At 55.2% G+C, this 24,212-nt stretch carries 15 protein-coding genes and 6 pseudogenes; 3 read left to right on the forward strand and 18 right to left on the reverse strand.

Going from position 1 to position 24,212, the window contains the following annotated elements; genetic code table 11:
* Positions 1-114: 114 nt before the first annotated feature.
* The 6 genes and pseudogenes from AC0L7U_RS05140 to AC0L7U_RS05165 form a co-directional block, all read right to left on the reverse strand.
* Positions 115-1,530 (reverse strand): annotated as a pseudogene (locus AC0L7U_RS05140) (FAD-binding oxidoreductase).
* Positions 1,531-1,743: 213 nt separating this feature from the next.
* On the reverse strand, positions 1,744-2,022 hold the full coding sequence (locus AC0L7U_RS05145) for a MazG-like family protein (RefSeq protein ID WP_473694322.1): 279 nt from the start codon (positions 2,020-2,022) through the stop codon (positions 1,744-1,746).
* A gap of 266 nt (positions 2,023-2,288) precedes the next feature.
* On the reverse strand, positions 2,289-2,423 hold the full coding sequence (locus AC0L7U_RS05150) for a hypothetical protein (RefSeq protein ID WP_473694324.1): 135 nt from the start codon (positions 2,421-2,423) through the stop codon (positions 2,289-2,291).
* On the reverse strand, positions 2,380-3,825 hold the full coding sequence (locus AC0L7U_RS05155; RefSeq protein ID WP_473694326.1) for a chloride channel protein: 1,446 nt from the start codon (positions 3,823-3,825) through the stop codon (positions 2,380-2,382). The genes AC0L7U_RS05150 and AC0L7U_RS05155 overlap by 44 nt, the downstream gene beginning before the upstream one ends.
* Complete coding sequence (locus AC0L7U_RS05160; protein WP_473694328.1) at positions 3,765-4,115, reverse strand: hypothetical protein; 351 nt, start codon at positions 4,113-4,115, stop codon at positions 3,765-3,767. The genes AC0L7U_RS05155 and AC0L7U_RS05160 overlap by 61 nt, the downstream gene beginning before the upstream one ends.
* A gap of 555 nt (positions 4,116-4,670) precedes the next feature.
* Positions 4,671-6,487 (reverse strand): annotated as a pseudogene (locus AC0L7U_RS05165) (aminopeptidase P family protein).
* A gap of 250 nt (positions 6,488-6,737) precedes the next feature.
* On the opposite strand from AC0L7U_RS05165, the gene AC0L7U_RS05170 reads away from it, so the two are divergent.
* Positions 6,738-6,950, forward strand: coding sequence for a hypothetical protein (locus AC0L7U_RS05170; RefSeq protein ID WP_473694330.1), 213 nt, complete (start codon positions 6,738-6,740; stop codon positions 6,948-6,950).
* A gap of 159 nt (positions 6,951-7,109) precedes the next feature.
* On the opposite strand, the gene AC0L7U_RS05175 is transcribed toward AC0L7U_RS05170, so the two are convergent.
* The 5 genes from AC0L7U_RS05175 to AC0L7U_RS05195 form a co-directional block, all read right to left on the reverse strand.
* Complete coding sequence (locus AC0L7U_RS05175; protein WP_473694332.1) at positions 7,110-8,003, reverse strand: 50S ribosomal protein L11 methyltransferase; 894 nt, start codon at positions 8,001-8,003, stop codon at positions 7,110-7,112.
* An 86-nt stretch (positions 8,004-8,089) separates the two neighbouring features.
* Positions 8,090-8,905 (reverse strand): ATP-binding protein, encoded by an 816-nt coding sequence (locus AC0L7U_RS05180; protein ID WP_473695666.1) that lies wholly within the window; start codon positions 8,903-8,905, stop codon positions 8,090-8,092.
* Positions 8,793-9,437 carry a hypothetical protein gene (locus AC0L7U_RS05185; protein WP_473694334.1) on the reverse strand — a complete coding sequence of 215 codons (645 nt, stop codon included), beginning with the start codon at positions 9,435-9,437 and terminating at the stop codon, positions 8,793-8,795. The genes AC0L7U_RS05180 and AC0L7U_RS05185 overlap by 113 nt, the downstream gene beginning before the upstream one ends.
* Positions 9,434-10,153: a response regulator gene (locus AC0L7U_RS05190; protein WP_473694336.1), complete on the reverse strand. Its 720-nt coding sequence runs from the start codon at positions 10,151-10,153 to the stop codon at positions 9,434-9,436. Before AC0L7U_RS05190 ends, AC0L7U_RS05185 begins: the two co-directional genes overlap by 4 nt.
* Before the next feature lie 382 nt (positions 10,154-10,535).
* Positions 10,536-12,998: an ATP-dependent helicase gene (locus AC0L7U_RS05195; RefSeq protein ID WP_473694338.1), complete on the reverse strand. Its 2,463-nt coding sequence runs from the start codon at positions 12,996-12,998 to the stop codon at positions 10,536-10,538.
* Positions 12,999-13,273: 275 nt separating this feature from the next.
* On the opposite strand from AC0L7U_RS05195, the gene AC0L7U_RS05200 reads away from it, so the two are divergent.
* Positions 13,274-14,062 (forward strand): glycosyltransferase, encoded by a 789-nt coding sequence (locus AC0L7U_RS05200; RefSeq protein ID WP_473694340.1) that lies wholly within the window; start codon positions 13,274-13,276, stop codon positions 14,060-14,062.
* Between the two features lie 13 nt (positions 14,063-14,075).
* Here the strand turns inward: AC0L7U_RS05200 and AC0L7U_RS05205 are convergent, their stop codons facing one another.
* From AC0L7U_RS05205 to ligA, 3 genes and pseudogenes are all read right to left on the reverse strand, one after another.
* Positions 14,076-15,071, reverse strand: a complete 996-nt coding sequence (locus AC0L7U_RS05205; protein ID WP_473694342.1) for a glycosyltransferase family 2 protein — start codon at positions 15,069-15,071, stop codon at positions 14,076-14,078.
* 81 nt (positions 15,072-15,152) lie between these two features.
* Positions 15,153-15,668 carry a group III truncated hemoglobin gene (locus AC0L7U_RS05210; RefSeq protein ID WP_473694344.1) on the reverse strand — a complete coding sequence of 172 codons (516 nt, stop codon included), beginning with the start codon at positions 15,666-15,668 and terminating at the stop codon, positions 15,153-15,155.
* Positions 15,668-17,825: pseudogene (ligA, locus tag AC0L7U_RS05215) on the reverse strand (NAD-dependent DNA ligase LigA). Before ligA ends, AC0L7U_RS05210 begins: the two are co-directional and overlap by 1 nt.
* A 215-nt stretch (positions 17,826-18,040) precedes the next feature.
* On the opposite strand from ligA, the gene AC0L7U_RS05220 reads away from it, so the two are divergent.
* Positions 18,041-18,271 (forward strand): hypothetical protein, encoded by a 231-nt coding sequence (locus AC0L7U_RS05220; RefSeq protein ID WP_473694347.1) that lies wholly within the window; start codon positions 18,041-18,043, stop codon positions 18,269-18,271.
* 118 nt (positions 18,272-18,389) lie between these two features.
* On the opposite strand, the pseudogene recN reads toward AC0L7U_RS05220, so the two are convergent.
* From recN to ftsZ, 4 genes and pseudogenes are all read right to left on the reverse strand, one after another.
* Positions 18,390-20,059 (reverse strand): annotated as a pseudogene (gene recN / locus AC0L7U_RS05225) (DNA repair protein RecN).
* A gap of 27 nt (positions 20,060-20,086) precedes the next feature.
* Entirely contained in the window at positions 20,087-20,938 is an 852-nt protein-coding gene (locus AC0L7U_RS05230) for an outer membrane protein assembly factor BamD (RefSeq protein ID WP_473694349.1), read from the reverse strand.
* 141 nt (positions 20,939-21,079) lie between these two features.
* Positions 21,080-22,102: pseudogene (lpxC, locus tag AC0L7U_RS05235) on the reverse strand (UDP-3-O-acyl-N-acetylglucosamine deacetylase).
* A 268-nt stretch (positions 22,103-22,370) separates the two neighbouring features.
* Positions 22,371-24,191, reverse strand: a pseudogene (ftsZ, locus tag AC0L7U_RS05240) (cell division protein FtsZ); the annotation flags it as partial.
* Between the last annotated feature and the right edge of the window lie 21 nt (positions 24,192-24,212).

Below are 24,212 nucleotides of genomic sequence, written 5' to 3' on the forward strand. Positions count from 1 at the left end.
TCTTTCCATGTGAGCTGCCATTTCCAATACTCTTCTGGCCCTCACGTCAGCCCCTGGCTGACTTCTACTCAAACAGACCTGCCGCTTGATTGTTCACGCGACAGGCCACGTCAATCAGGCGTCGGGAAGAATCTTTCCCGGGTTCATGATGTTCTTCGGATCAAGCGCTTGCTTGATCTGACGCATCACGTCAAGTCCACCACCATGCTCGCGCTTCAGGTACTTCATCTTGCCCTGGCCAACACCATGCTCGCCGGTGCAAGTGCCGCCCATTTCGATGGCGCGCCAGTTGAGCCGTTCCACGAAGGCTTCCGCCGCCGCGATCTCTTCTTCACTCTGGTCATCGACCAGCAGCAAGACATGAAAGTTACCATCGCCAACATGGCCCACAAGTGTGGCAATCAAACCGTGCTGCTTGAGATCATCCGAGGTTGTCTCCACGCAGTCTGCCAACTTCGAGATTGGCACGCAGACATCCGTCGACAGTCCCTTGACAGCCAGGACGAAGCGTAAAAGACGCCCAAAAAGCATTATGACGCGCCTCCCAAAGCTTGGTGCGTTCTTCTGCCTGACTGGTCCAGACAAAATCGGCTCCGCCGAAATCCTTCGCAATTTCACCAAAGAGTTCCGCCTGTTCCGCAACACCTGCCTCAGACCCGTGAAATTCGACGAACAATGTCGGCGTCACGGCCAGATCCAGTTTGGAATAATTGTTGCAGGCAATCACCTGCTGCTCGTCCAGAAGCTCAATGCGGGCAACGGGGATGCCGCACTGAATGGTCATGATTACCGCATTGCAGGCCGAAGTAATGTCGGGGAAAGCACAAACGCCCCCGAAATGGCTTCCGGTTGGCCATTCAAGCGCAGGCCGATTTCGGTGATGATCCCAAGGGTGCCTTCGGAGCCGACATAAAGCCGCGTCAGATCGTAGCCAGCCGACGATTTTCTTGCCCGGCCACCTGTATGAATAATCTCGCCGCTGGCCGTGACCACGGTCAGGCCCAGAACAGCATCCTTCATCGTGCCGTAACGCACTGCATTGGTGCCCGAGGCGCGGGTGGCGGCCATGCCACCAATGCTTGCATCAGCTCCCGGATCGATTGGAAAGAAAAGGCCTGTGTCACGCAGGTCCGAGTTCAACTGCTTGCGGGTCACACCTGCCTGCACGCGACAATCGAGATCTTCCGCATTGATCTCCAACACCTTGTTCATTCGCGACAAATCAATGGAGATACCACCGCCCGGTGCGTTCAGATGCCCCTCTAACGACGATCCTGTGCCGAACGCAATCACCGGCACTTCGTGCTGTGAACACAAGCGAACGATTTCGGCAACTTCTTCTGTGCTCTCGGCAAAGACGACACCATCCGGCATCTGCGTCGGCAACCAGGTTGTCGTATGGCCATGCTGCTGGCGCACGGCTTCTGCCTTGGAAAAACGATCCTCAAACCGCGTTGCCAGTGTTTCCACAACAACGGCGATCTGTTCATCATTGCGAGCGACAACAGATTGCAAGGCGGCCAAAGACATTTCCGGTATCCCTATTCAAGTTCCAGTTTATGTTTTTCTCACAGAGCACCATACCTCAAGTGCGGGCAAGCCTGTGGAGGCGTTTTTCCGCGCAAAGATGAAACTTTTTCCAACCAGAGCGCCCCATATGGGATAACCCCCCGTTTTTAAAAGGGTCATCAACCAAACTGCACACTCAAAAGGTATCTGTTTCACGTCTGTGAGAGCCGTGCTTCAACGGCTTTCTTCAGGCAATCTTGCCTTGAAGCCATACTTGCGTGAGGTGGCATTGAACTTGTCGGCAACCGCGTGGCCGAGATTGATTCCCAGCGCCTCTGCCAAGAGGTCGAGCGCCACGATGCAATCCCCCATTTCGGCGCGAATATCCTCGATAGTCGCGGTCGTACCGCGCATTCCGCGCTCCTTGCGCAGATACTTTTTCACCGCCTCCGCCAGTTCCCCTGCCTCTCCGGCAACTTCCAGCGCCCGAAAAGCCAGATCCAGCCTGGTCATCGCCGGGCCATTCGGTTCGACGCAACTGGTTGGCCGCTCGAATTGCAGAAAAAGTGAGATCGGACATGCATCTGGTTTCCCGGAGTTTGAAAGAGCGTCACGGAAACGGCCTGACACACGGGAGCCCGGATGACAAAGCGGTTCCAAGTTCCCCCTTGGTATCCCAGATCGCCCAACGCTGTGAAGGCCCTGCCCCCATTACAACGAAAAACGGGGAGCGACTGGCGCTCCCCGTTCTCGGTGTCTTCGGTGCGAAACGGTCGTCTTCAACCGTAATGATTGGAGATCACCGCATTGGCGATCTCGCGCGTATCAATCACGCCGACCACATCCTCAGGCCGCGGAACACCATTGTTTTCACCATTCAGGATGATGGCGTAGGACCGCCCGCGCTGGTTCATGCGCGCGATGATCGAGTTGAGAATATTGGTGCGCGGTGCCACAACGAAATCTCGTGAAAGAATGTCCCGCAAGGTTTGCCCGGCAAACCGGTCGGCCTCGTATGGAATTGTCCCGAAGCGCACGAGATCCGGCAATGCGGCTGCCTTCCGACACGATGATATGCAGAGCACTCGCCTTTTGCATTTCGATAATGGCATCCTTGACCGGCGTTTCCGACGGCAGGATGAGGAAATTCTTCGCCATCAATTCATGCGCCTGACGTACCAGATACATGTTGGTGTGGCGATTGGACGGAATAGCTTTGCCACGGTGGCGCAGCTTGATGGTGTAAATATTTTCCGCCACCAGATAGCGACGCATGCCAACCGAGATGGCAACAGCAAGCACCAGTGGCACGATGACGTTATAATCGCGGGTCATCTCAAAAATCATCACGATGGCGGTCATTGAAGCGCCTGTCGCACCGCCCACGACAGCCCCCATGCCAACCAACGCGAATTCGGCCGGACTGAACCCGTGTCCGTGAAACAGGTGCTGACCGAGCGAGCCGACCAACGCGCCAACCGTCGCCCCGATGAACAGCGCTGGCGAGAACACGCCACCAGACGCCCCGCAGCCAAGGCTGATGGAGGTGGCAATCACCTTGCCGATCAGCAAAGCGACAATCAACAACAGCGCGTAAGGAGCTCCATTCAGAAGATCCTGAATGGTCGCATAGCCAACACCTTGCGTGTGATAATGGCCAGTCACCTTAAAGAAGCCAAAGGCCATCACGCCGATGATAAGCATGCCCAGCATGTTTTGCAGGTATTCATTGACCGGCAGGGAGGGAAAGAAATCTTCCATCCATGCCAGCGTGCGGATGAACGCCCAGGACGCCACACCGGCAACGACACCGAGAGCGGCATAGGCAATCAACTGAACGGCATCCACCGCATGATCCGGGGAGACGGCAGCCACCGGCACAACAAAAGCCGGATCCAGACCAAAGGCCATCCGACCAACGTAAGTCGCTGTCGCCGTGGCCACCACAACCGGCAGGAACGTGCGACTGCTGAGTTCCGGCAGCAGCATTTCAACAGCGAACAACACACCGCCCAAAGGCGTATTGAACGTCGCTGCGATGCCGGCCCCCGCGCCAGCCGACAGCAAGGTAATCTTCTGCCAGCGCATCAGGTTGAAGGCACGGGCCAGCGTCGATCCGAAAGACGCCCCGATCTGAATGATGGGCCCTTCGCGTCCGACCGATGCGCCACTGCCAATGGAAATGGCAGATGCGATCGATTTGACGACGGCAACGATGCCGCGAACGTTGCCGTTGTTGTGGTAGATGGCGAACATTACCTCGGGAACGCCATGCCCCTTGGCTTCCGGCGCAAAGGTGCGCACGAGAAACACCACAACCAGCCCGCCAATGACTGGAGACAGAATAACAAACGCGCCCTGCAGGCACTGGGCGCACCGAAAACATTGGCATCGTAGAAGGCTGAGAATTTGCCGTAGAACATGAAATTGTGAACGATGGAAATCAGATACCTGAAAACCACGGCCCCCATGGCGGCAACGATACCGATCAGGAAGGCAATAAGACACAAGGATGGGACAGACAGGATACGGGCTTCATCCGGCAACTCTTTTTCAGTTTGAGGTTCCGGTTCGACGCTCGCATTCGGTTGATCAACGGCAGACATGATACCCAACTTTTCTAGTTTTCTAGGGCTTGTTTGGACGGGTGACGCAAAAGCTCGCAAAGCATCGGCACACACCCTCCCAGTCGCCTGTTGGCATGCTTTAGTGTCCGAACTTTGGGATCTGCGGCTTGGTCTGAACCCTGCCAATTTCAAAATCAAGGGAAAACCCGTACACTTCTCCCCAAAAGCTTCAAAAAACGCATTTTACATTTGACAACGGTCTGAAATGCCACGCCCCAGCACACTGTGGATAAATTTCTGACCGAAACATACCGTAGCGTCAATCTTCACTTGGAAGAAAGCGAAAGTCAGGGAAATGCCTTGGAAATGAATCACTTTTTAGCTTTAGCGGCGAATCCCGGCTTTCGCTGATTCGCGCTTTCGCCTTGGCGCGTGAGCGATGCGAATTGCTCACACTGCAAAATTATTTCTCATCGTGTCCGGTGACTTTTGACCCCGGATACAAAAATACCGGCCCCTGCCGAGGCCGGCATTTGATCATAAGTCATCGCTCCATCGGCAGCACACCCAAAGGTCGCCGCCTTGCCTCTGCCCTCAGATGTCGAGCGTGGCCTCGTCCAGCCAACTGCGCGACTTGTCGTCGACAAGCGGGCCGATCACATCACGGACTTTCCTGTGATAGCGGTTCAACCACTTGCGCTCGGCCGCGCTGAGCAGCTCTGCATCGATCAGACGGCGGTCGAATGGCACAAGGGTCAGCGTCTCAAATCCAAGCATGGGACGTTCGCCCCCTTCGACGGCGCGAGGCTCTGTCACCAGCTCCAGATTTTCCAGACGAATGCCGTATTGGCCTTCCGGATAATAGCCCGGCTCATTGGACAGGATCATGCCGGTCTGCAACGCCACATGACCAGCCTTGGAGATACGTTGCGGACCTTCATGGACAGAGAGATAGGAACCAACGCCATGGCCTGTGCCATGGTCGAAATCCAGTCCTGCCTTCCAAAGATCAATGCGGGCCAGCGCATCAAGCTGTGCGCCGGTTGTGCCTTTGGGAAAGCGCGCCAGGGAAATGGCGATATGGCCTTTCAACACAAGCGTATAATGCCGCTTCATGCCGTCTGTCATCTCGCCCACCGCCAGGGTGCGGGTGATGTCAGTGGTTCCATCTTCGTATTGAGCCCCACTGTCGATCAGATAGGGGCGATTTTCCGGCAACTTGAGATTGCTATCCCGGTTGACCCGATAGTGGCAGATTGCCCCATTGGCACCCGCGCCCGAAATCGTGTCGAAGGAAATATCCTTGAGCACACCGGTTTCGCGCCGAAACGTTTCCAGCTTTTCAGCGACACTGATTTCGTCGAGATCGCCCAGCGGTACGGCTTCGTCGAACCACGCGAGGAAACGGATATAGGCCGCGGCGTCACGCACATGTGCGGCACGCGCACCATCGATCTCCGCATGGTTTTTCACCGCCTTGGGCAGTAACACAGGATCTGATGCTTCGACCAGTGTGCCACCAGCCTGCGTGATGTCGTTGGCAATACCCTGGCCCACGAGTGCCGGATCAATCATCACCCGGGCATTCTTTTCTCCAAGCGCCTTGAGGCCCGGACGAAACCCTGACGGTTCATCAAGATCGACCATGCTTGCCAGATGATTGCGCACCGAATTGCTGAGTTTGCGACCGTCGATATAGAGCTGGGGCTTGCCCGTACTCGGCAGAATGGCGAAGGACAGTGGCAGCGGCGTGTGCGGCACATCGGCACCACGGATATTCAGCAATACAGGCTGATGGAATCAGGCTGTGTCAGAACACAAGCGTCAGCATTCCGATCGGCAATGCTTGTCTGCAAATCGGCAATCTTGGCAAGCGCAGCCTTGCCGGCCAGGTCTTCGGCGTGTAGCGACACCTGTCCAAGCGGCGGCTCAGGGCGATCTTCCCAGACCGCATCAACCGGGTTGGACTGCAAACACACAAGCTCTGCCCCGACCCGATCGCAGACCTTCTGCAACGTCCGGATTTCCCGCACGCTGTGCAGCAGGGCATCATAGCCGAGCTTCTGTCCCGGCTTCAGATTTGCCGCAAGCCAGCCTGACAGCGGGTCTTCGATCAGATGCAGCAGCTGGAACACAGTTGCATCCACCTGCTCGCGTACCTGAATGGTATAACGGCCATCAACGAAGATGGCAGCCTCTTCGCCCAGAATGGCTGCAACCCCTGCCGATCCGGAGAAGCCCGTCAGCCATTGCAGGCGACAATCACTGTCCGGCACGTACTCGCCCTGATGGGCGTCTGCTCTGGGAATCAGAAAACCATGAAGCCCGAGTCGCTTCAGCTCTGCTCTGAGAAGCGCTGCACGCGGCGCCCCGCAGGAAGGATCATTTTGATCATCAAATGACTGGAACATGCAGGCAAGCTAGTGTTTCCCCCCAGCCTGATCAAGTCATTTCCCGACTTTCTGATGCTTGCCGAGACCGTAAAAGTTATTGCAATGCAACACGTTTTCTTCGCACATGCCCACAATGCAAGACAGCCATGCAGAATACGCGCTACTCATTTTTGAGGCATGCCTCCATATTAGGTGCAACAGAGATCGAAGCGAGACCAAAAACAAGCAAGCTGAGATCCAAACCACTGAAACGCATGGAGAATTGACCATGGCTATTGCTACAACAACTGTCGGTGCCGGGCACAACACTCATGGCGGGACCTTCCGTCGCGCTCTTGACCGCATGATCGAAGCTCGCGAAAAGCAGGCCCGTCGTTACGTCAACGGCTACCTTCTGTCGCTTGACGACGCAACACTTGCAGCACACGGTCTTGACCGCGCTGAAATCGAAAAGGAAGGCTCGGCTCACACGATCCTCTGATCGCAGCCGGCCCCTGATCCTGATCTTGAAAAAGCAGCGCGGTGACCCCCACCGCGCTCTTTTTGTATGTGCTCGGCCTGATCAATGGGCGCCAGACAAAAACGGCGGAAAGCATTTGCTCTTCCGCCGCATTGCATTTCCAATGTGTTGGCTTGAGGGTCAGACCGCCTGGCGACCGCGGATCAATGTCAGCGTCAGCCAACCATCTTTTTCTAAACGCCGCACCAGATGAAAGCCCTGCGTCTTATAGGCGAACAGGATGCGCGGCCCATCTTCGATCCGCAGACCGGACAAGACCAGCGTACCCTTGTCAGCGAGTTGGGCTGCAATGGATTTCGCCATTTTCATCAGTGGTTTTGCCAGAATATTGGCAACGATCAGATCAAACGGACCATAATTCTTGAAGCGGCGATCCTGCATACCGTTTGCGGTAAAGGCAGAGACCATATGCCCTGCACCATTGGCGCGCGCATTTTCCAGTGCCGTCTTTGTGGCCACCGGATCAATATCCGTTGCCAGCACTGGCTGGCGGTTCATCAAGGCAATGGCGATGGCCAGAACGCCCGTGCCCGTGCCCAAATCCAGGACACGATTGAACCGGCGCATGCTGAACAATCGGTCGATTTCTTGCAAACAGCCGGCTGTCGTACCGTGATGACCGGTGCCAAAAGCCAGAGCGGCCTCAATCTCGATGCCGATGACACCGGGGCGCAGTTTGTCACGGTCATGCCGACCATGAATAAAGAAACGTCCTGCCTTGACGGGCTTCAAGCCTTCCAGGCTCTTGGCCACCCAGTTCATGTCTTCCGGCAGTTCAGCTGCTTCAAACAGGGCGTCCGGGAAGGCATCCCCCACACAGGCACGCACGTCGTCTAGGGCCGCGTCGGCCTCCTGCTCGAACAGCAGAATTTCGGCAGCCCAGGTCTTGTCCTTTTCCGAAATTTCATAGAGCGTGACGGGATTACCGTCCACCTCGTATGCCTCTTCCAGGATCTGTGAAATCGTCTTGGCGTCCACTGCGTTCGTGGTCACCTGAACCTTGACGGTCTGCATGAAGCCCTCAGCCTGTGTCTAAATAGATCTTGGCGACGGGTATAACGGTCCGCTCGCCACTCAGCCAGCCCCAGCGATGCTTTTTATTACTGTCTGGGCAGCAACAGACGAACGGTCAGACCACCGCCGGGCGTTTCCGTCAAATGAACCAGCCCGCCATGTGCCTCGACAATTGCCTTGGAAATCGACAGACCCAGGCCAAAGGTGGTTTTCTCCGAAATCGCACGGGCTTCATCACCGCGTTCGAACGGCAGCATGAGACGCTCTCTGTCGGCTTCGGCGATACCGGGACCATGATCTCGCACCTCGATAGCGACCGTGTCTTCACTCTTTATCTCTCGCGCCGAAAGACACACATCATCTGAATAGCGCCGCGCGTTCTCCACCAGATTGACAATGGCGCGCATCAGCTCAGTCGGCCGCGCACTCAGGCTCAAGCCTTTTTCACACTGCATTTTAAGATCGAAATCAAGGTCGGCGAACTGATCCTGAATGCCCCAGAGAAAGCTGCTCAAATCAATACGGGTTTCCTGCTCGCTGGTGCGCCCTTCCCGCAGGAACGTCAATGCGCCATTGATCTGCACCTCCATCAGCGACAGATCTTCCAGGTTGCGTCGTTTGATTTCGTCATCGCTCATCAGCGCAATGCGCAAGCGAAGCCGGGTCAAAGGCGTGCGCAAATCATGCCCCACATGCGTCAACATGCGGGTTCGGCGCTCGATCAACTCCTGAATACGCTGCTGCATGCGGTTAAAAGCATTGGCGACTTCCCGCACTTCGCGCGGGCCCTTAGCGCGCACCGGCACACTTCGGGTGGAACGATCTCCGAACTTGGCCGCCGCTGATGCCAATGCCGACAGAGGCTTGACCACGGTTGCCGTCACCCAGATGAAAAGCAACACCAAGGCTGATTGCAACAAAGATCAACATCTGAAAAAGCGGATCGCCCATCAGCATCGGCGTGTGACGAGGAGCCACTTCAGCACGCACATACGTGCCGTCTCGCAGCCGGAAAATCAGATGAGGCGGGGAATCCTGCTGCTTCTTGGCAGACGTCAAATGGTCGACAACCGCAACAAGCGAAATATCATCGCCAAGAGCCGTTTCATAGAACGGCAGATGATGAAACCCGGCATCTTCCTTACTGCTCGTCACATCCGGCTGCACCGGAAAGGACAGGTTCAGGCCATTGTCTTCTTTCATCAATTTACGTGCCAAAGCGGCGCGATCCGCCTTGGTCGCTGCATTCAATTGCACCACGGCCACAGTCTGGCGCAAGGCTGTCATAACGGTAGAGCTATCCGGTGGTGCCGGGCGGGAGATGTAGAAGATCAACCAGAAAACGCAGCTCAACAACAGCACTGCTGTCAACATGATCAGCGTGATCTGGGCAACGATCCCGTGCGGCATCATTTTGGATAAGATTGGCTTCAAGCGCTTTTCACATCCGCTACAAATTCATATCCACCCGAACGCACGGTCCTGATGAACTGATAATCGGCACCGGCGGCTTCAAGCTTGCTGCGCACCCGACTGATCAGAATGTCAATGTTGCGGCCCCGGCTGGCTGACTGTTGTGTGCCGTGGGTCAGATCGATCAATTGCTCCCGGCTCAAAACACGTCCATGACGTTCACAGAGAACCTGCAAGAGGTCAAATTCCGCCGGAGTGAAAGTAATGGTTGCGCCTTGCGGGTTCTTGACCGTGCGCACAGTGGTATTGAGTTCCCACCCTTCGAAGCTCAGCACCTTGCCACTGACTGCTGGTGTTGTCATGCCCATTTCCATGCGCCTGAACATCGCTCGCACCCGGGCAATCAATTCTCGCGGATTGAAGGGCTTGGCCAGATAATCATCCGCCCCCACTTCCAATCCGACCACCCTGTCAAAGTCGTCCGACTTTGCCGACACGATGATGATCGGCAAAGTAGAGGCGGCTCGAACCCGGCGACAGATGCTGAGGCCATCTTCGCCGGTCAGCATCAGGTCGAGAACCATGAGATCAATACGCGAAGCGGCCATGATGCGGTCCAGCTCGGCGCCGTTATGGGCCAGACTGACCTTCCAGCCGTTTCCGACTAGATGTTGCTCGATCAGCTGGCCGATTTCCTCGTCGTCTTCGACGACGACAATATGTTCTGTGCGTGTCATGGAAATAGATATGCAGATTTACGGCAGCGTTGCATCTTAAAAAATGTACACTTTTGGCCCTCAACAACCGTCTTAAACACGCAGAAACAAAAGGAAATGCTTGAGATATTTCCGTATCAACACATTTGCCGCAAAGTGCTTCCCGCCGCGACGGAAGTTTCATAACACCTGTTGATTTTTCAGTCTCATGGCACACTCCACAAATAGGCACGAGCAAATCAATGCAGCGCCCGCTCGTGGATATACACCCGCAGATCAGGTCGATAACGGGAGATAAAGTGCACGGAAAACCATTGACGCAAGACCATGAACGCAGGCATCGCGTAGTGAGGCAACCGGACCATAACAGTGAGAACTGGCTCACCCAAGCGCACGGCCTGCGTCAGTGTCGTTCTACAAAGCTGTCGATCACTTTCTTCGCGCCTGTCTTTTCAAAATCGACAGTCAACTTGTTGCCTTCAATGTCGATAATGGCGCCGTAGCCGAACTTGATGTGAAACACCCGTTCGCCAAGCGTGAAATCCGATCCGCCGGGACTGACGGATTTCGCCACCAATTCGCCTTCGATGGTCGTTGGACCACGGCGCTTGGTCCGCGTTGAATGAAAATCGCTTGAACGCGAGGCAACCGCATCCTGCGCGGCACGAGCTTTTTGCGCCCGCTGCCACCCCGGCGTGGAATAGGTATTCTGGAAGGGATCGCGATTTTCGAAGCGGGACGAGCCAAGACCACCGCGCGCATATCCGCCGCCGCCATAGCCACCGTAGTTCGAAGAGCTCTCAACGATTTCAACATCGTCTGCGGGCAATTCATCCAGGAATCGCGACGGGATGGTGGATTGCCAGAGGCCATGAATGCGGCGGTTGGAGGCAAAGTAGATTTTTGCCCGCTTGCGCGCCCGTGTCACACCCACATAGGCCAGACGACGTTCTTCTTCCAATCCGGCACGGCCCGTTTCATCCAGCGCGCGCTGATGCGGAAACAACCCTTCCTCCCAGCCTGGAAGAAAGACTGTGTCAAACTCAAGTCCCTTGGCGGAATGCAAAGTCATGATCGACACAGCGTCGTTGTTCTCATCGCTGTCACGATCCATCACCAGCGACACATGTTCAAGGAAGCCCGCCAGACTTTCAAATTCTTCAAGGGAGCGGATCAGCTCTTTCAGGTTGTCCAGACGACCTTGCGTTTCGGCGGACCGATCCTTGCGCCACATCTCCGTATAACCGCTTTCGTCCAGCACGATTTCGGCCAGCTCGACATGCGACAAGGTGGCAACCTGCTTGTTCCAGCGTTCGAATTGCGCGAGCACATCACGCAACGTATTGCGTGCTTTCGGCCTCAGTTCTTCCGTCTGCACCAATTGGAAGGCTGCCTGCATCAGCGGGATGCCTTCCTTGCGCGCAAGCCCATGCACCAGCTTCAAGGTTGCCTCGCCCAACCCGCGCTTTGGCGTGTTAACGATCCGCTCAAACGCCAGATCGTGAGCCGGCTCCACAACGCAACGGAAATAGGCCATCGCATCGCGAATTTCCAAACGTTCATAAAACCGCGGACCGCCAATGACCCGGTAATTCAACCCCAGGGTCACGAAGCGATCTTCAAATTCGCGCATCTGGAAGGAAGCACGCACCAGAATAGCCATGTTGTTGAGTGCATGTCCCTGCCCCTGCAAGGCCTCGATCTCATCACCAACCGAGCGTGCTTCCTCCTCCGAATCCCAGACAGAGGCAACCGCGACCTTCTCAGGATCGTCGCTCTCGATATCTGTAAACAAGGTCTTGCCAAGTCGCCCTTCGTTATGGGCAATCAACTGCGAGGCAGCCGACAAAATGTGACTGGTTGAACGGTAATTCCGCTCCAGCCGGATCACGACAGCGCCCTTGAAGTCCTTCTCAAAGCGCAGGATATTGTCGACTTCGGCCCCGCGCCAGCCATAGATCGACTGATCATCATCCCCAACGCAGCACACATTTGGATTGCCCTGCGCCAACAGGCGCAGCCACAGATACTGCGCAATATTGGTATCCTGATATTCGTCGACCAGCATGTAGCGGAAACGCGACTGATAATCGCGCAAGATATCCGGGTTGGCCTTGAACAGCGTGATCACATGCAGCAGCAGATCGCCAAAATCAGCTGCGTTCAAAATCGACATTCGTTCCTGATAGTCGGCATAAATCTTCCGCCCCAGACCATGGGCAAAGGACGCAGCTTCCGCTTCGGGCACCTCATTGGGCGTCAGCGCCCGGTTTTTCCAGCTGTCCATCAGGCCGGCAAAGGCCTTGGCCGTCCAGCGCTTGTTATCAAGCCCTTCGGCGTCAATGATCTGTTTGATCAACCGGATCTGATCGTCCGTATCGAGAATGGAAAACGTGGACTTGAGACCGACAAGGTCTGCGTGACGGCGCAGGATCTTGACGCATATGGAGTGAAAGGTTCCCAGCCACTGCATCCCCTCAACATGACCGCCGATGAAGCCGGAAATCCGGTTCTTCATCTCTCGGGCCGCTTTGTTGGTAAAGGTCACCGCCAGAATTTCCGAGGGGCGTGCCGACCCTGTGGCAAGGATATGTGCAATACGTGTCGTCAACACTCGCGTCTTGCCAGTGCCCGCGCCTGCAAGCACCAACACAGGTCCATTCAAGGTTTCAACGGCCTGACGCTGTTCCGGATTCAGACCGTCCAGATAATCGGGAGCGCCGCCCTGCCGGGCCGCCATGGCCCGCGCTGCAATTCCTCCGGACGATGGCCGCACAGCATCGGGTGCCTGTCGCGGCGGATCCTTGAAATCGCTGGGAAAGTCATCATCATCATAAAAATCCGTGTACCCGTTCGGGTCTGCCATCATATCTGCCGTCAGTCTGGAGTATCAGGTACGCGAGCAGGAACAATATAGCAACAAAAGCGGCCACTGCGAGGCAGGAACGACAGATTTCCATAGAAGAAGCGATCTCACTCTGAGTGCTTGGGGAAAAGTTACGTTATTTAATTGATGTCAAGACCTAGAGCCGCCTATTCTCCAAAATTAAATTTAACGAATAAATTGGAGGACAAAGTGGAAAAAACGAAATCAATAGAAAAAAAGTAAGCTTCGTCATAAAAACTTTTGAACGTCCTGATATGGTTAAGCGTTGCATAAACAGTATTCGAAAAATACTTCCAAAAGCAACAATAATATTAGCTGATGACAGTAAGATACCTTTTTCATGCCCTCAAGATAAAAATTTAATGGTAATTTCACTCCCCTACAATAGCGGCCTATCGTATGGTAGAAATAAAGCAATAGAGCATGTATCAACGCCCTATTACGCACTAATAGATGATGACCATTTTTTCTCAAGCGATCACAACATTGAAGCGATCTTAGAAATAATAGAAAATAAGGGATTTGATATTGTTGCATTTCGAATGTTAGACTATAGACCAAAAAAAGAGTACTATAGAGGAGAAAAGATATACGCAGGAACTTTTAATATTTCTAACGGGCATGCAACACACTATTCTGGGAAAAGTCGAGGTTTTTTCAATGGCCTTCCACTCTATGATCTGGTGTTAAATTGCTACATAGCACGACGAGAAAGCACTCGTATGATCAAATTCGATGATAAAATTAAAATAGGCCATGAACACGTCGATTATTTTCTAGAGGCCCAAAATAAAAATCTTCGAATTACCGTATCCCCAACCTCTTTTATTCATCATAAGCCGGTCTACTCAAATCACTACAAGAAATTTAGGCAAGCTAGTGACGTATATCATCAATATTACAAAGAAAAGCATGGCATAAACTTTGAACATTCGGTAGGAATCACCTATAATAAAAGCATTAAAAAAAGTCTTATTTTTAACACTCGCATGAAATATTATTTCAAATTTATAATTAGATGCGTTACTAATATTAAATTGTAAGATTTAAATATTTTTACTTTTTCGACCCTCGAAAAATCCAAAAACTTTTACGCCAAACCTTAAACGCGCTAACAAAAAATCTATGCCGTATAAGAGTTCGAATAGCTTGATCCCTTCTTAATCTAGAAAAATTAATACTATCAGAATCAATACGTATGATCTCAAGTAGTCGTATAAAAATCTTTAAGTTCATTTGCAAAAGAATTTCGTTTCGTGCAAGAGCATAAGCAAAATCCAACAATAACTCGTTCACAGTCAGCGCAACATCAGCCGGATCCTGCTTGCCCTTTGTGACACAATGGTCTGCATAAAGTGCAGCCAACGAAGCTCGCTGACCCTCAGATTTATTTACGCGGGTTACCTGTTTGTCATGCATGCGGTATTTCAGCAGATAGCTCGGCAGTATGTCGATCTCACCAACGCGCGCGAGGCGCAAATATAGATCGTGGTCTTCTGCTCCATCGAAGATTTTGCGATACCCGCCGATCTTGTCGAAGGCAGACTTGCGGAACATGATCGTTGGGTGAGCGAAGGTTGCCTCGCGCTTGATCGCCTTGCGCAAATAGGCGTCGCCGATATGCGGGGCCATCTTCTCACCGATCGTCGTGTCGACGGAAAAAGTTTCTGCATAGCTTCCAAGCAAAACCAACCCATCGCGCCGTTCAAATTCCTTGACCTGCAACTCCAGCCGCTCCGGTGCACACAGATCATCGGCATCGAGACGAGCGATCAGTTCACCCCGCGCCTGCGCAATGCCCTGGTTCAACGCATCGCTGATGCCCCGGCCTGTTGCCCGGAGCAGCACCAGCCGATCATCGCGTTGTTTAAAATCCAGAAGAAGCTGCCATGTTCCATCTTCGGAACCATCGTCGACGACAATAACCTCAAAATCCTCAAACGTCTGAGACGACAGGCTCTCCAGAGTTTCGAGAAGCGTCTCCTCACCGTTTTTCACCGGAATGACAACGGAAACAGGGAGATAGGTGGTCGAAGTGGAAGCTGAACTCATTTGGAACCTGTTGTTGCCTTGCCATCGTTCTGACGGGTATTACCGCTGCACAACGCCCTGCTGTGCACCGATACAAACGTATCAACGCAGAAAGCGTTGCCCCTTGTTCAGGATCACGCCATTTGCGCTGGCGACACCCATTTCCAGACTGGATGCAATGCGGTGTGCGCGTTGGAGGAAGTAATCTGCGGCAATTTCGTTGCATTCCACGCGGACAGTTTCTTCGAACAACGCCAACCAGCGATCAAAATGAACCGCATCAATTGGCAGAGGCATATGTTTGGGCATGGGACGTCCGGCGTAATTGCCACTGCCCAAGGTGACAGATGCCCAAAACAGACACATCTGGTCCAGATGAGGCTCCCAATCCGAGATGCGGTGAGCAAAGATTGGTCCGATCAGATCATCTTCCCGCACCCGGTCGTAAAACCGGTGCACAACCCGCTGGATCAACGCTTCATCAATACCAGTCTCTGAACGCAACCGGGCCGTTGTCCGGGCGCGCCGCTCCTCGGGCAAAAGATCATCATTGCCCTCGTCCTCGGCGCTGTGAGGAGGAGCGCTCATGACCCGCAAGCGGGAATCATCTTGGGCCATTACGAAACTCCCACCAGATCAAACCAGCCATCTTCCGAAATGACCTCTACGCCCAATTGCTCTGCTTTGGCCAACTTGGAACCAGCCCCCGGCCCGGCAACCACAAGATCGGTTTTCTTGGAAACGGACCCCGAGACCTTGGCCCCGAAGCGTTCAGCCATCGCCTTGGCCTCATCGCGTGTCATACGCTCCAACGAACCGGTAAAGACAACCGTCTTGCCTGCAACCGGGCTGTCGCCTGCATCAATCGGGTCCGGGTCCTGCGGCGTAACCTCCTCAAGGAGAGCCTCCAGAACCTGCCGATTGTGAGCCTCGGCAAAGAACTCGGTGACCGCCTCAGCAACAATCAACCCGACACCATCAATGTCATTCAGGTCAGCCCAGGCTTCATTCTCATGATCGGCGGCGGCCATCATCGCTTCGGAAAACGCGGTCCAGCTTCCATAAGCCCGCGCCAGCAACTTGGCATTGCCCTCACCAATATGACGGATGCCGAGAGCGAAGATGAAGCGATGCAGGTCGATCATCCGACGCTCGTTGATCGCCTCGAACAGATTTCGGGCAGACACCGCGCCCCAGCCGTCACGATTGCGCAGTTTGGTCAGGCCCTGCTTGTCCCGCGCTTCCAGAGTAAAGATGTCCGCCGGCGTTGTGACCAGATCCTCGTCGAAAAAGGCGTCCACCTGCTTGTCGCCAAATCCCTCAATGTCAAAGGCATTGCGCGACACGAAGTGCTTGAGCTTTTCGCGGGCCTGCGCCGCACAGACAAGCCCGCCGGTGCAACGGCGCACGGCATCGCGACGCCCGGTCTTCTCGTTTTCCTCGCGCACGGCGTGACTGCCACAGACAGGACAAAGAGTGGGAAACACGAAAGGACCCGCATCCTCGGCACGCTTGTCGAGATCAACATCGACCACCTGCGGAATCACATCGCCAGCACGCTGAATAATCACCGTATCGCCTTTGCGAATGTCCTTGCCCTCACGCAAGGGTTCTCCGTCCGGCCCAATACCCTTGATGTAGTCTTCATTGTGCAGCGTGGCGTTGGAAACGACGACGCCGCCAACAGTCACCGGCTCCAGCTTGGCTACCGGCGTCAACGCGCCTGTCCGACCAACCTGTATCTCGATGTCATTAAGGATGGTGAAGGCGCGTTCGGCTGGAAATTTATGGGCAATTGCCCAGCGAGGCGAACGAGAGACAAAACCAAGACGCTCTTGCAGATCCAATCGATCTACCTTGTAGACAACGCCATCAATGTCATAGCCGAGCGTTGCGCGTTTTTCCTCAATAGCATGATAGACTGCAATCAGCTCTTCAACGCTCTCGCAGCGCTTCATGTGATCGTTGATCTGAAACCCCCAGTCGCCAAAGGTTTCCACCATCTTAAGCTGAGTGTCTGCGGGCAGAGCGCTCATTTCGCCCTAAGGCATAGGCAAAAAACTTCAGCGGTCGTGACGCCGTGATCTTCGAATTGAGCTGGCGCAGCGATCCGGCAGCCGCATTGCGCGGGTTGGCAAAGATCTTGCCGCCATTGCCTGCCATCCGCTCGTTCAACGCCTGAAAATCGGCATGCGCCATATAGATCTCGCCGCGCACCTCAACAATCTCCGGCACCCCAGCAGGCAATTTCACCGGCACATCCTTGATGGTCCGCACGTTCGCCGTAACGTTTTCGCCTTCAGTGCCATCGCCTCGCGTCGCGGCGTAGACCAGATCGCCATTTTCATAGCGCAACGAGCAAGACAGTCCGTCAATCTTGGGTTCCGCCGTCACACCGAGCGCCCCCATCAGAGGATCGAATTTCAAAAACCGCCGCACCCGCGCCACAAAGTCGCGCACGTCGTCATCCGAAAAAGCGTTGTCGAGCGACAGCATGGCAACCCGGTGTCGGATCTTGCCGAATGCTTCGGAGGGCGCGGAGCCAACGCGCTGAGACGGACTGTCCTGGCGGACCTGATCCGGAAAAGCCTCTTCAAGAGCGCGGTTTCGCTGGCGTAATGCATCATAGGCAGCATCCGAAATCTCGGGCGCATCCTCGCCATGATAGCGCTTGTCATGATGTGAGATCTCAGCGGCCAGCCGTTCAAGCTCGGCGCGCGCACCCGCTTCATCCAGGTCGTCAACCGCGATTTCGGAAAAAGGTTTGTCGCTCATTTGCCACGCCATTTGTCAAAAGACGCCAAGGTCTGATCACAGATCTCAGCTACTCTATCGAGAGATCAGGGAATTGTATGTCTCCTGGCTCCGACGCAACGCGTCGACAGCAGGAAAGAACAATTGCTTTAAAAAACGGGATAGAGGAACCGAATGCCGCGCTCAAGAGTTCTCTAAACGAAAGGCAACTCGCCAACGTAAATCAGGAGAGCCCTATGGCGGTTACAAGAAACACAAATAATGCGCCACGCACCAATGGATCGTCCGCTGGATGGTTCATTGCAGGAGCCCTCGTCGTTGCCATTGCTGGTGGAGCTGCACTCTATGCAGGTGGCTTCTTCCAGCAAAAAGACGAGCTGGCCATCAAGCTCAAGGTGCCCGATGTGAAGGCACCGGACTTCAAGCTCCCAACGCTTGATAAGAAAAACCCAAACACGGACAACTGATCTATCAGCTCCGAGTTCAACTGACCTCCTATAAAGGACGAGCCACTTCCCCGCTGGCTCGTCCTTTTCTTTTGCAAATTCGCTTTCCCAAGCACCGCCTCGGCCCAATGTAGCCAGATCAGCTTGCCGCTTGAAGGATCAGTTTCCCGGCGGCTGCGCGCGCTTCATCGGTGATCACACTGCCTGCAAGCATGCGAGCGATTTCCTCACGCCGCAGGTCGTCTTCAATACGCTGAACCCTCGTTGCCACGGTCTTGGCTTTGGTCTGCTCCTTGCGGATCAGGAAATGCCCGGTCGCCCGTGCCGCGACCTGCGGCGCATGGGTGACAGTCAGCACCTGCACCGCATCGGCCAGACGCGCCAGACGCATGCCAATGGCTTCGGCCACGGCCCCTCCCACACCAGTGTCGATTTCGTCAAACACCAGTGTCGGCGCAGATCCCTTGTCGGCCAGTGACACTTTCAAGGCCAGCAGGAAACGTGACAACTCACCGCCAGAGGCAACCTTCATGATCGGACCCGGCCGCGTACCTGGGTTGGTCTGCACATGAAATTCCAACGTGTCGATCCCTTGCGGTGATCGTTTGTCAGGAGCACTATCAAACTCAACCAGAAAGCGGGCAAGCTCCAGTTTGAGGGCGGGCAATTCCTTGGCCACCGCCTTCTCCAGCGCTGTGGCAGCCTTCTTACGCGCACCAGAGAGCTTTGCGGCTTTCGCATCATATCCATCACGGGCAGCATCCGCCGCGCCTTGCAATTGCGCCAGACGGCTCTCGCCGGCATCCAAATCCGCCAGATCCGCGCTCATGCGCTCGCAAAGGCCAGAAGCTCATCCACTGTGACCGAATACTTGCGCGAAGCGGCACGCAGCGCAAACAGACGCTCCTCGGCCCCCTCCAGTTCACCGGGGTCAAAGTCTGTCTGGCGCAAGGCATCTTCCAAACCACTGCGGGCCTCTTCCAGCAGATCCAGCGCCCCGGACAACGACCGCACAGGGGCCTCCATCAACTGCGGCACCTGCTCGACCTTACGCTCCATCCGACGCAGCAAACTGGCAAGTTCCGGAATGGGAGACGCATTGCCGTTCAAAGTCTCGAAGGCGTCATTAAGATCACCAGCGATCTTTTCCACTTGCATCATGGTGGTACGGCGCGCGGCAAGCTCCTCCTCCTCGCCCGCAACCGGAGCAAGTCGAGTGAGTTCGTCTACGGAAGACGTCAGGAAATCGGCTTCACGACGAGCATGTTCGATACGTGCCTGCGTGTCACGAACCGCCTTCTCGGCGGCACGCCATGTCTCATATGCCGCCGAAACCTTGTCGACGTCGCTCCGCAGCCCGCCGAAGGCATCCACGACAACGCGATGCGATTCCGGGTCCACAAGGGCCCGGTCATCATGCTGTCCGTGAATTTCAACGAGAAGCGAGCCAACCTGCTTCATCAGCGTGACACTGACAGACTGGTCATTGATAAAGGCGCGGGTCCGCCCGTCAGCACTCTGAATACGGCGCAGGATGACGTCGCCGTCATCATCAATGCCGTTGTCTTTCAGAAGCTGACGCACGATGTGGGCACCGGCCAGATCAAAGATGGCCGTTACCTGTCCCTGATCCTGCCCGTGGCGCACAAGTCCGGCATCCCCGCGCCCGCCAAGCGCCAGCGAAAGAGAGTCGAGAAGAATGGACTTCCCGGCCCCCGTCTCGCCGGTAAGCACCGACATTCCCGAGGTGAATTCCAGATCCAGGCGATCGATCAGGACAATGTCACGAATTGCCAGCGCTGCCAGCATGGACACCTCCGACTTCCGTTACCGGCTTCAGAGATCTGTGATGCCTCTGAAAGCCTTGCTGATCCAACTGTCTTTGTTTTCAGACGGAGACACGCCGTTCTTCTTCAACAGCGCATAGGCTTCATGGTACCATTCGCTGTCGGGATAGTTATGCCCGAGAACCGCGGCAGCTGTCTGAGCTTCCGAGACGACGCCCAGAGCATAGTAAGCTTCCACCAGTCTGAACAAGGCTTCTTCGACGTGACGGGTCGTCTGATAATGGACAACCACAGTTTTGAAGCGATTGATAGAGGCGAGATAGTTCTGCTTTTTTAGATAGAAGCGACCAATCTGCATTTCTTTGCCGGCAAGCTGGTCTTTTGCAGCTCGCAGCTTCTCGGAGGAATCAGAGGCATACTCAGAATCCGGGTAGCGCTGCAACAATTCGGCAAAGGCACCTGCCGCCTTACGCGTCACATCCTGATCACGCGTGATATCCGGCATTTGGTTGAAGTAGCACTGACCGATGATATAGAGCGCATAGGCTGCATCATCACTGCCCGGATAAAGCGCCATAAAACGTTTCGCAGACGTAATCGCCTCGGTGTACTTACCACGAGAGAAGTTCACATACGCCATGTTGACGAGCGACTTCTTGGCATATTCCGAATATGGATAGGTCTTGTTGAGTTGCTCGAACTTGTCAGAAGCTTGGCGCAACTTGTTTTGAGCGCGCAAGGCAAGGCCCTGATTATAAAGCACCGCCGGCGGCGTGTCGGTCAGCGCCAGCTCGTCCTTGTCCTTATGGGCACACGCTCCAGCAATCAGCGGCAAAGCGAGAACGGCAATGCGGACAAATCCGCTCACCGACTGAGGTCGACCGTTGGTTCTGCGCGTCATTGTCAAGTTCACCCTTGGCACTCCTTGCTCCGTTGCGTTCCCCTAAGGAACACAACAGGCGTCTGATTGCAATTTCAGGACGATTGTTTAGCCCATAGGAGCGTGCTCCGCCACGCCCCGTTGCCGATCTGCCGTGTTTTTTTAAGCTTTTTTATGGCATCGCCACCAATCAGCCCGGAAAATCACCGTTTCAGCAAACTGTAAGAACAGGCTTGGAGTGTTTAAGATCGGCTGGGATCGTAGACGGCACCAACAAGACCTGCGCGCCCGCTCAGGCCAGCTTCGCGAAAGCTTGGCGATTCTGACCACTTCATAAGCGCTGCGATCCTCAAAAAGCTTGACGAGAATAGAATGGTTCATCTTGTGACCACCCTTGTAGGAACGATACATGCCGATCAACGGCAAGCCTGCCAGCGACAGATCGCCTACAGCATCCAACGCCTTATGGCGGGCAAATTCATCTGGCCAGCGTGTACCTTCCGGGTTCAGGATGCCATCGCCCTTGATGGCCACTGAATTGTCAAGCGACGACCCCATAGCAAAGCCCATTTTCCAAAGCTTCTCGACGTCCTCGACATGACCGAAAGTGCGCGCGCGTGACAGGTCACGGGCAAAAACGCCAGGCGTCAACTCAAAGGCAAAACGCTGGCGACCAATGACCTTGGCTTCAAAGTCGATGGTGATATCGAAATAAGTGCCCTCATATGGCTGCAGCTCGCATCAGGCGCTGCCATTGTCCAGGCGCACCGCCTTCTTGATCTTGAGATATCGGCGACCGCGATCAAGGTGCTTCAGTCCTGCCTGCTTGAAGGCCTCCACGAAGACCGTGCTGCTACCGTCCATGATCGGGGTTTCCGGCCCATCGATCTCGATCAGCATATTGTCAATGCCCATGCCGTAGATGGCTGCCATCAGATGCTCGACGGTGGAAATGCCATCCTTGGAAGGGTCGCCCAAAACCGTGCAAAGCGCTGTTGCGGAGACATTCTTCCAGTTGGCGGCAATATCTTTCGCATCACTCTTGTCGGAGCGTTGAAAAACGATACCCGTCCCGGCGTCGGCCGGATAAAGCGTCAAGGTGGCGGGCTTGCCGGAATGCACACCGATCCCCGTCAGGGTAATCTGCTCAGCGAGTGTAGTCTGGCGATCAATCGGGTAAGTCATTCTGCCCAGCCTTTTTGCGAATTGCGTCTCGGGGATCGCTTACGCGGAAATCCATCGTTCCCTTACAGGAATCATTAACGATCCGAGGTAGCAGGAACATAGTGTCTGGATCGGCTCAGTTGAAATAAAGCTTTATTACGCTTTGTAACGTTCAACAGGCTGGCAAATCATTGAAAACAAACATCTAAAAAATGCGCTGACACCCCGGCGTAAAAAAGCCGGGGTGTCTGGCAGGGAAGCCGTCGCGCTTTGAACGAATCAGTTGGTACTGGCGGCGCAGGAATGCCGGGATTTCCAACTGTTCGTCTTCGCTCACTTGAGGAGCACGGGCCGGTGCACGGCCCGTCGTGTCGAGCTGACCGGCTGCGCCGGCATTGCTCGGACGCTGTGCCGGACGAGGCGCAGGAGCCGCCGCCTGGACAGGAGCCTGCACGGGACGCGGTGCCTGCTGCGGCTGAACCGGAGCATGGGACTGCGGGTAGTGCATGTCAGCTTCGTGATGATGCACGTCCTCATGATCTTCACGACGACCCAAGCCAGTAGCCAGGCTGACGCAGGAGACCCTTCGGGCGGCGATCTTCATCACGCTCATGGTCATCATAATGAGCATGGTCGTGCGGAGCAGGTTGAGCGACATGGGCCTGCGGCTGAACCGGAGCAGCCTGTTTTGGCTGCTGCGGGGCTGCGGGTTGCTGTGCTGCGGCCGACCGGAATTCACGCTGAGCGATCGGCGGGAAATCTTCGACGCGCGGCATACGCGGAGCCTGGTTGTGCTGTTCGGCAACCGGCGGAATATACGGACGGTTGACGTGTTCGTCTTCGACGTGAGCGGCATGCGGCACATCATCGATGTCCTGCATGGAAGCCTTTGCCTGCTGCATGCCAGCCTGCTGCGGGCGATACGGCTTGATTTCCACATCCGGATCAGATGCGGCAGAAACCGGATGGGCATCGCCCATGGTCAATTCGCGTTCCAGCGAAGCGGCAGCCTTTGCGGCAGCTTCTTCGGAACGTGTCGTTGCCTGTGCGCGCGGTGCAGACTGTGCCGGTGCAGGTGCAGGCGCAGCCCGTCCCTGAGCCGGTTCAGACTTTTTTCCGGGATCGGCTCGGCGGCAGTTTCCGGTTCACGGTCGATGCCGGTGGCAACGACAGAAACGCGGATGATGCCATCAAGGCTTTCATCGAACGTAGCACCGAGAATGATGTTGGCGTCTGCGTCAACTTCTTCACGAATACGGGTCGCTGCTTCATCGACTTCAAACAGCGTCAGGTCGTTGCCGCCTGTGATCGAGATCAGCAGACCGCGTGCGCCCTTCATGGAGGATTCGTCGAGCAGCGGGTTTGCAATCGCAGCTTCAGCAGCCTGCTGGGCACGATTTTCACCACTGGCTTCGCCGGTTCCCATCATCGCCTTGCCCATGCCGCGCATCACGGAGCGCACATCGGCAAAATCGAGGTTGATGAGACCTTCCTTGACCATCAGGTCGGTGATGCAAGCAACACCGGAATAAAGCACCTGGTCAGCCATCGCAAAAGCATCGGCAAAGGTGGTCTGGGCATTTGCGATCCGGAACAGGTTCTGGTTCGGGATCACGATGAGTGTGTCGACGTTGCGCTGCAGCTCTTCAATGCCGGAATCGGCAATGCGCATGCGGCGGCCACCTTCGAACTGGAACGGCTTGGTAACCACACCTACCGTAAGTATTCCCTGTTCACGGGCAGCACGGGCAATGACCGGAGCAGCACCGGTTCCGGTGCCCCCGCCCATGCCGGCGGTGATGAACACCATGTGCGATCCGGACAGATGGTCATTGATCTCGTCGATCACTTCTTCAGCCGCAGCACTTCCGACTTCAGGCTGGGATCCAGCGCCCAGTCCTTCGGTGACCGCAACGCCCATCTGGACGAGACGTTCGGAGTGGTTGGTGGCCAAAGCCTGGGCATCCGTGTTGGCAACGACGAAGTCGCAACCCTGGAGACCAGCGGTGATCATATTGTTGACAGCGTTGCCTCCTGCACCGCCGACGCCAAAGACGGTAATCCTTGGCTTCAACTCCTGAATGTCAGGCATCTTCAGGTTGATGGTCATGTTTTCCTCGCGACCCTCTGG

The sequence above is a fragment of the Roseibium sp. 10G30-5 genome, assembly GCF_055809635.1.